Annotated in this window: 5 protein-coding genes and 1 pseudogene; 5 read left to right on the forward strand and 1 reads right to left on the reverse strand. The window is 69.0% G+C overall.

The window, feature by feature from the left end; all coding sequences use genetic code 11:
- Positions 1-192: pseudogene (locus AB0M52_RS26735) on the forward strand (hypothetical protein); the annotation flags it as partial.
- 79 nt (positions 193-271) lie between these two features.
- On the forward strand, positions 272-1,264 hold the full coding sequence (locus tag AB0M52_RS26740) for a DUF5937 family protein (protein ID WP_363959099.1): 993 nt from the start codon (positions 272-274) through the stop codon (positions 1,262-1,264).
- Between the two features lie 14 nt (positions 1,265-1,278).
- On the opposite strand, the gene AB0M52_RS26745 is transcribed toward AB0M52_RS26740, so the two are convergent.
- A complete protein-coding gene (locus tag AB0M52_RS26745) occupies positions 1,279-1,671 on the reverse strand; it encodes a RidA family protein (protein WP_363959102.1) in 393 nt (130 codons plus the stop codon).
- Between the two features lie 307 nt (positions 1,672-1,978).
- Here AB0M52_RS26745 and AB0M52_RS26750 point away from each other — a divergent pair, with 307 nt between their 5' ends.
- The 3 genes from AB0M52_RS26750 to AB0M52_RS26760 all read left to right on the forward strand — a co-directional run.
- Positions 1,979-4,960, forward strand: coding sequence for a family 43 glycosylhydrolase (locus AB0M52_RS26750; RefSeq protein WP_363959104.1), 2,982 nt, complete (start codon positions 1,979-1,981; stop codon positions 4,958-4,960).
- Positions 4,961-5,004: 44 nt separating this feature from the next.
- Complete coding sequence (locus AB0M52_RS26755) at positions 5,005-7,416, forward strand: family 43 glycosylhydrolase (RefSeq protein WP_363959107.1); 2,412 nt, start codon at positions 5,005-5,007, stop codon at positions 7,414-7,416.
- Between the two features lie 35 nt (positions 7,417-7,451).
- A partial coding sequence (locus tag AB0M52_RS26760; protein WP_363959110.1) for a hypothetical protein occupies positions 7,452-8,068 on the forward strand: 617 nt, incomplete at its 3' end.

The raw sequence follows: 8,068 nt of genomic DNA on the forward strand, positions 1-8,068 counted from the left end.
AGCGAACTCGGCAAGGATCTCGGACTGGGTTGCGTGACGGTCACCGGCGACGCGGTGCCGAAGCTGCTCGCGGCCGCCGCGAACGCCAGCGCGGCGACCCCGTGGACCTCGGGTGGCAAGCGCTGGACGGTCACCCTGCGGCCGCTGCTGCCCGACGAGACGGACTGCGGCGACCTCGCGAACAACCGCTGATCCCGATTCGAGCGGCCGGGTCAGCGACCCGGCCGCACCGGGAGGACGCGGAACCCCGTCCGGACCTATCGTGGTCCGGGTGCCGCGCTTGGTCTTCTCCGGCCTGGATGTGGGCCGGATCCGCTTCGCCATCATGCCTTTCCAGGAAATGCTGAAGGCCGCACGCGGCCTGGGGCTACGTCATCCGCCGCCGGGGCTGGTCGGGTGGCGGCACCGCATGCGGCCGCTGCTTCCGGCCGCCGCGCGACCGGTGCTGGCGCTTTGTAGCGCGCATCCTCGACACCTGCCGGACTTCCTGACCCCGCAGCCGCCGGCGCGGCCGCAGTCCTTCGAGGACGAACTCTCCGCCGCGCTCGACGACCCGGCCGCGCCGGTCGTGGCGGACACGGTCACCTTCGCCGGTGTGCTGGGCACCACCGTGCCAGTCGTCGACGACCTGATCCAACACCCCGATGAGGGGCGGCGGATCCTCGCGCGGTCGTTCGTGGCGCTGCACCGAGCCGTACTCGCGGCCGACTGGCCCCGGATGCAGGCACAGTTGGCCGCCGATGTCTCGTACCGGGCGCGGCTGGCCGCCCGGCACGGCGTGGCGGCCATGCTCGACACGCTGTGCCCGCAGTTCGTGCGATGGCGGTACCCGTACCTGGAGTTCGCCGGACCGCCGGCGGCGGACCATCCGCTGGACGGGCGGGGCCTGGTGCTGGTGCCGAGCATGTTCCTCACCGACGGCGTGCACCGACAACTCAATGATCGGCAGCAGCCGATGCTGTTCTATCCGGCGCGCACCGCGGCGGAGTTCTGGCGTGACGGCGCGCGCTTCGCCGGGCCGGACGGCCGGCTGGCCGGACCGGTCGGCGTGCATCGTGCGGTGTTGCTGCGGACCCTGGCGGCCCGACCCGGCCTCGGCACCGGGGAGATCGCCGCGGCGCTGGGCGTCGCGCCGTCGACGGCATCGGCGCACGTGGCGAGGCTGCGTCGGGACGGTCTGGTGATGACGGTGCGGTCGGCCCGCAATGCCCGACACGAGCTGACGCCGCTGGGCTGGCAACTGCTTGACGCCAACATCGCGTAGGTCCTCATCGGTCCTCAGTCGACCGCGATCGCCTCGATCTCCAGCAGCCACTCCTCGGCGTAGATGTCGGTGATGACGATGGTCAGCGCGGGGACGTGATCGCCGAGGATCTCCTGGCGGATGCGGCCGTTGGCCTCCCGGTGGCTGCGGTCGGCGAGGTAGATCGTGACCTTGGCGAGGTTCCGGACGCCCATGCCCGCCTCGGCCAGGACCGCGAGCAGGTTCCGCCAGGTCAGGCGGCACTGGGAGGCGAAGTCCGGCGGGACCACACCCTGCTCCGCCCACGGCACCTGGCCGCTCACGAACACCGTTCGACGGGCGCCGGAGACGAGGGTGCCGTGGGTGTACGTACCACCACCGTCCGGGAGGATCGGCGGGTCGAGCGGCCGGATCTGCGAGGTCTGCATGGCCCGGAAGGTAGCCGTACCGCCGAACCGGGTCCGAACGTTTCGCCGGAACGCCGAATCGTCGCGGCACCCGGACGCAACCGAGCACTGCCGCCGGGGCTTTCAGTTGGGAGCGTTCACAACCGGATGGGGGAACGATTTAGCGGATGTTTCGGACACATTTCATCGAAGGTCTTGACGGGCATGTGTTAACGCTAACAACATGAGGCTCCGGTAACACTCGCGTTTGGAGCCCGCCATGCAAGTGTCCGTACCCCGGTCTGCCTCCGATCCACGCTCCGGGTCCAGAGTGCTCAGCATCGTCAATGTGCTCGTGGCTCTTGCCGCCGCGCTGAAGCGCCTCGGCACCGCGGTCACCCCCAACCCGCCCGGCCGGCTGCGCCGGATCTCGCTCGCCACGGTCGGTGCGCTCGTCTGCACCGGCCTGGTCGTCCCCGGTGGTGTGGCGCAGGCCGACGACGGGTGGTCGCCACGGTCGGCGTACACGTCGACCGATCGGGGTGACGGCACGTACACCGTGCCGCTCCTTCGCTCCGACGTGCCGGACATCAGCGTCGAGCGGGTACCGGCCGCCGAGAACGACGAGGGCCGGGACATCTACTACATGATCAGCACGACGATGCACCTGAGCCCGGGTGCGCCGATCATGAAGTCGTACGACCTCGTGAACTGGGAGATCGTCAACTACGTGTTCGACCGGGCGAGCATCGGAGACTCGTTCTCGCTGCGCAACGGGCAGAACTCCTACGGCCAGGGCCAGTGGGCGTCGTCGCTGCGCTACCACGACGGGACGTACTACGTCGCCTTCAACACCAACAACCTCTCCGGCGCGTACATCTACCGCACGGACGACATCGAGAACGGCGCGTGGCAACGTACCGCCCTCGGTCGCGGCCTGCACGACCCGTCGCTCTTCTTCGACCTCGACGGCACGCCGTACATCTTCTACGGCAACGGGAACATCAGCGCGGTTCGGCTCAACGCCGACCTGACCGCCATCGTGCAGGACTACCCGAACGTCTTCACCGCGAGCAACTACGCCGGCCAGCCGTTCATCGGCGGCCTCTTCGAGGGCGCCCAGTTCTACTACATCGACGGCTGGTACTACGCGGTCATCATCACCTGGCCGTCGGGGCAGGGGCGGCAGGTCGTCATGCTCCGCTCGCCGGAACTGCTCGGCCGCTACACCTCGGTGGGCGGTGTGAACACCTACGAGGCGCGCGGCGTGCTCAACTCCAACGGCTTCGCCCAGGGCAGCCTCGTACCGATCTCGCGTGCGGGCGGCGAAACCGACTGGTACGGCATGTTCTTCCGGGACACCTTCCCGATCGGGCGTATCCCGGCGCTCATCCCCGCCACCTGGCAGAACGGGTGGCCGACCTTCGGCAACAACGGCGTCGTGCCGGTGGAGGGCGGGTTCGACAAGCCGATCCGGCTCAGCCCGGCCGAGGAACTGCTCGAGCGGCAGAAGGGCATCGTCGCCTCGGACGACTTCGCCAACGACGCGCCGCACAAGGCGTACCAGGACGAGCAGTGGACGATCCCGGCACCGCCCGACATCGACGAGTCGCTCATCGGCGTCGAACTGCTGGCGAACCCCGGGTTCGAGTCCGGCACGGTCTCGCCGTGGGCCGCGCAGTTCGGTGCGACGCTCGCGCTGGACTCGACCGACGCGGCGTCGGGGTCGGCGGCGCTGAAGGTGAGCGACCGCACGCTCAACGGCTCCGGGCCGAACCAGTTCCTGAACGGGAAGATGCAGCACGGCGTCACCTACACCGTGTCGGCGAAGATCAAGTACACCTCGGGTCCGAGCAGCGTGCGGTTCAACCTCGTCGCGGACTGGGGTTCGGGCGTGCAGGAGATGACGTTCGGCAACGTGCCGGTCGGGCAGTGGACGACGGTGACGGGACGGTACACCGTGCCGGCGACGGCGAACCTGAACAACTTCAAGTTCGCCGTGGAGACGCCGTGGGCCAACCCGCAGCCTCCCTCGTCCAGCGTGGAGTACCTGATCGACGACGTCTCGATCGTCGGGCAGCCCTCCACCATCGAGTACCCGACCGAGGCGGAGATCGCCCCGAACGGGTCGCGGCTGGACATGGCGTGGGAGTGGAACCACGCCCCGGACAACCGGTACTGGTCGCTCACCGACCGCGACGGCTGGCTGCGGTTGACGACCGGCAAGGTGGTGACCGGCAACTACGTCTACACGAAGCTGTCCAACCGCGCCGAGCTGGCCTGGTTCGAGGAGGCCCGCAACACGCTCTCGCAGCGTACGTTCGGGCCGCGGCAGTCGGTCGAGACCCGGATGGACGTCTCCGGCATCAAGGACGGTGACGTCGCGGGCCTGGCCGCCTACAACCGGGGCTTCTCGTACGTGGCAGTCAAGCGCGTCGGCGGGGTGAACACGCTCGGCGTGGTCAACCGGGGGCAGCCGTTCGCGGTCGACCTCAACCAGTCGACGCTGGAGAACTTCCTGCCCGGCACGACGGTGTCGTTGGGGGATGCGACCGAGGTGCACCTGAAGGCGGACCTCGACTTCGCCGCACCGGTCGGTCAGCTGTGGACGACGTTCCACTACAGCCTCGACGGGCTGACCTGGACCCAGTTGGGCAACCGGGTCGGCCCACAGACCCTGGACGGCAGCCTCGCGCACTTCATGGGACACCGGGTCGGTCTGTTCAACTACGCCACGCAGCAGACCGGCGGGCAGGTCGACTTCGACCACTACCTGCTCAGCGACACGCTGACCGCACAGGGTCGGCCGCTGGACACGAGCGCACTCGACGCGGCCATCGCGTACGCGGGAACGCTCGACGAAGCCGACTACCCGGCCGACGCCTGGGCCGCGATGCGGGCCGCGCTCGCCGCCGCGACGGCGGTGCGGGCCGGCGAGTTCGGCACCCAGAACCAGATCGACGCACCGGAGCGGGCGCTCAGCTACCAGCTGGCCCGACTCGGTGTGCTCAGGGCCGACGCGCCCGAGTTGCCCATCACGGTCGCCGTGCAGGCCCGCTGCCTGGCCGGCAAGGCGTATGTGGCGGTGCAGGCGCGTAACGACCATGACGCGCCGGTGGACCTCGCCCTAGCGACCGCGTACGGCGAGCGGTCCGCCGCGAACGTCGCGCCGGGCGGCAACGCGTACCAGTCGTTCGCCACCCGGGCGGCCTCGGTGCCGGCGGGTTCGGCGACCGTCCGGGCCACCGGGTCCATCAACGGTGCGGACGTCACGAGCGTCTTCACCGCCGAACATCCCGCGATCAACTGCGGGCCGCAGCAAGTCCAGTAACCCCACGAAACCCCCGGATCCACCACCGATCAAGGAGGATGTCAGTGGTACAGCGATTCCGAAGGAGGACCCGTCGGCGGGTCGTCGCGATCGCGGCGGTCGGCACGATGCTGGCTGCATGGTTCGGCCCGGCGGCGCCCGTCCAGGCAGCCGACACGAATCTCATCGTCAACGGTGGATTCGAGGAGGGCCTCGGCAACTGGTTCGTGAACAACGGCAATGCGACCGACAGCGCCACGCTGTCGCTCACCGCCGACGCCTACGCCGGTTCGAGCGCCGTGCTCGTCACCAACCGGGCGACGACCGGCTCGGGTCCGATGCAGGACCTCAGTGGCAAGGTGCAGGCCGGGCAGACCTATGCCCTCACGGCCAGGATCAAGTACGAGAACCCGAACTCGCCCGCGACGAAGCAGTTCTACGCCACGATGCACTACGGCGGGGGCACCTACACCAACCTCGTCAGCGTGGTCGCGACCAGGGGCCAGTGGGCGCAGTTCAACGGGTCGTTCACCATCCCGTCGGGGCAGAACGTGTCGACGGCGCGGCTGTTCTTCGAGACGCCGTGGACGAGCAACCCGTCCTCGGACCCGAACGTCCACCTCATGGACTTCAAGCTCGACGACGTCACGGTGGTCGGCGCCGCGCCGCCCCCGACGCCGTCGAAGACCATCGAGGTCGTCGGCAAGCTGCCGGGGGAGCACAACCCGTTGATCGGGCACAAGTTCGGCGCCGACGGGTTCGGCTTCGCGCACGACGGCCGGGTGTACCTGTACCTGACCAACGACACCCAGGGCTACGCGCCCAACCCGACCACCGGCGTCTCGCCGCAAATCAACTACGGCAACATCAACCAGATCACGTTGCTCTCCTCCGCGGACCTGGTGAACTGGACGGATCACGGCGAGATTCAGGTCGCCGGCCCGAACGGCGTGGCGCCGTTCACCGGCAACTCGTGGGCACCCGGCATGGCCAAGAAGGTCGTGAACGGCCAGGAGAAGTTCTTCCTCTACTACGCCAACGGCGGCGGCTCCAGCAACGTGATCACGGGTGCGTCGCCGCTCGGCCCGTGGACCAGCGAGCGCACCAGCACGCTGATCGACGGCCGTACTCCCGGTGCCGAGGCCGTCGCGTGGAAGTTCGACCCGGCTCCGATGGTGGACGACGACGGCGAGGCGTACCTCTACTTCGGGGGCGGTCCCGCGTCGACGAGCATGCCGGCGGCCGAGCGCTTCAACAACCCGAAGAACCTCCGCGCGATCAAACTCGGCAGCGACATGGTGTCGACCGAGGGTACGGCGGCGGTCGTGGACGCCCCGGTGGCCTTCGAGGCGGCCCAGGTGTTCAAGCGCGAGGGCAAGTACTACCTCTCGTACTCGTCACACTTCGGCGGAAACGACTTCGGCGGCAACCAGACGCCGCTTCCCGGCTACCCCGGCGGCGGCCAGATCGGCTACATGATCTCCGACGACCCGATGTCGTGGCCCAAGGAGACCTACGCGGGAGTGCTGTTCCCGAACCAGTCGCAGTTCTTCGGCGCCGGCACCGGCGGCAACAACCACCAGTCGGTGTTCGAGTACGAGGGCAGGTACTACTTCACCTACCACGCCCCGACGCTGAACAAGCGCATCAACGGGAACACCACCCAGGGCTACCGCAGCCCGCACATCCAGGAGCTGACCTTCAACCCGGACGGCACGATCCAGCAGGTCGTCGGCACCTACGCCGGCGTCGACCAGGTCAGGGACTTCGACCCGTACCGCGAGTTTGAGGCGGAGACCTTCGGCTGGAGCAAGGGCGTCGCGACCGCGAAGGTCAACGGCGGGTCCCCGGAGTTCGGCGGTACGGCACCGAACCTGGTGGTGAGCGACATCGACAACGGCGACTGGACGGCGCTGTCGTCGGTGGACTTCGGCAACGGTGCCCACAGCGTGACGGCGAAGGTACGCCCGCTCGTGGCCGGCGGGAAGATCGAGCTTCGGCTCGGCGAGGTCACCGCGCCGGTGGTTGCGACCATCCCGGTCGACGCGCCGCTCGGCGAGTGGACGGAACTGAGCGCCCAACTCGACGGCGTCGCCGGCGTGCACGACGTGTACTTCACCTACGCCGGACCCGCAGGCGCCGATCTCTTCGAGATCGACACCTGGAGGTTCGAAGCGGGCGCCGAGGTGCCGGTGACGGTCACCGCGCAGGCGCGGTGCGTCGCCGGTAAGGCGTACGTGGCGGTGCAGGCGCGCAATGATCACAACGCGCCGGTGAGCATCGCGCTGGAGACCGCGTACGGACAGCGTTCGGTCGCGAACGTGGCGCCGGGTGGGAACGCGTACCAGCAGTTCAACAGCCGGACGGCCTCGGTCGCGGCCGGTGCGGCAACCGTCAGGGCCACCGGGTCCGTCAACGGTGAGGATGTGACGACCGTCGTCACCGCCCAGTACCCGGCCGTCGACTGCGCCAACTGATCCCCGAACACCAACGAGTGATAGCGGAGCATCGGATGAAAACAGCGAATCGCAAACGGCTTCTCGCGGCGGGTGCCGCGGGTGCCCTGCTGGCCGGGTCGGTGGCGTTGGCGTCGCCGGCTCTGGCGGAGCCGGGTGACGAGTCGGACGTGCGGGTGACCGTCGACATCGAGCCGATCAAGGAGCCCGGTGTGTTGGCGATGTCGATCGCCGGTGACTCGGTCGCTCTGGCCGAGGACGGGTCGACGTTGCTGGTCCGTCAGTTCGTCGGCACCCTGCCGACGGTCACCGTGACTGACACCCGTACCGCGGATGAGGTGCCCGAGGGCGCGGCGTGGGCCGTGCTGGGCAGCGCGACCGACTTCGCGGGCAGCGCCGGTCAGGCGCCGATCGGCGCCGGGCATCTGGGGTGGAAGCCGCAGCTGATCGACGGCGGCGACACCGGCCTGGTCAGTGAGGGTGAAGAGGTCGTGACCGTCCTGGACGAGGCGACCCAGCCGGGTAACAACGTGGGTCTGGTCGACCAGGAACTCCTCGTCTCGACGTTCGACTCCGGCGCGGTCGCCGAGGGCGCGTACTCGGTCAACGCCGACCTGTTCCTGCGGACCCCGGCGGACGTCGCCGCGGGTGCGTACACCTCGACGCTGACCCT

The sequence above is a fragment of the Micromonospora sp. NPDC051296 genome, from assembly GCF_040682255.1.
In the GTDB taxonomy this organism is placed as follows: Bacteria; Actinomycetota; Actinomycetes; order Mycobacteriales; family Micromonosporaceae; genus Micromonospora; species Micromonospora craterilacus.

Coding starts and splice junctions, on each gene's coding strand:
- AB0M52_RS26745 (WP_363959102.1), bottom strand. CDS start 1,671: ATGCAGACCTCGCAGATCCGGCCGCTCGACCCGCCGATCCTCCCGGAC.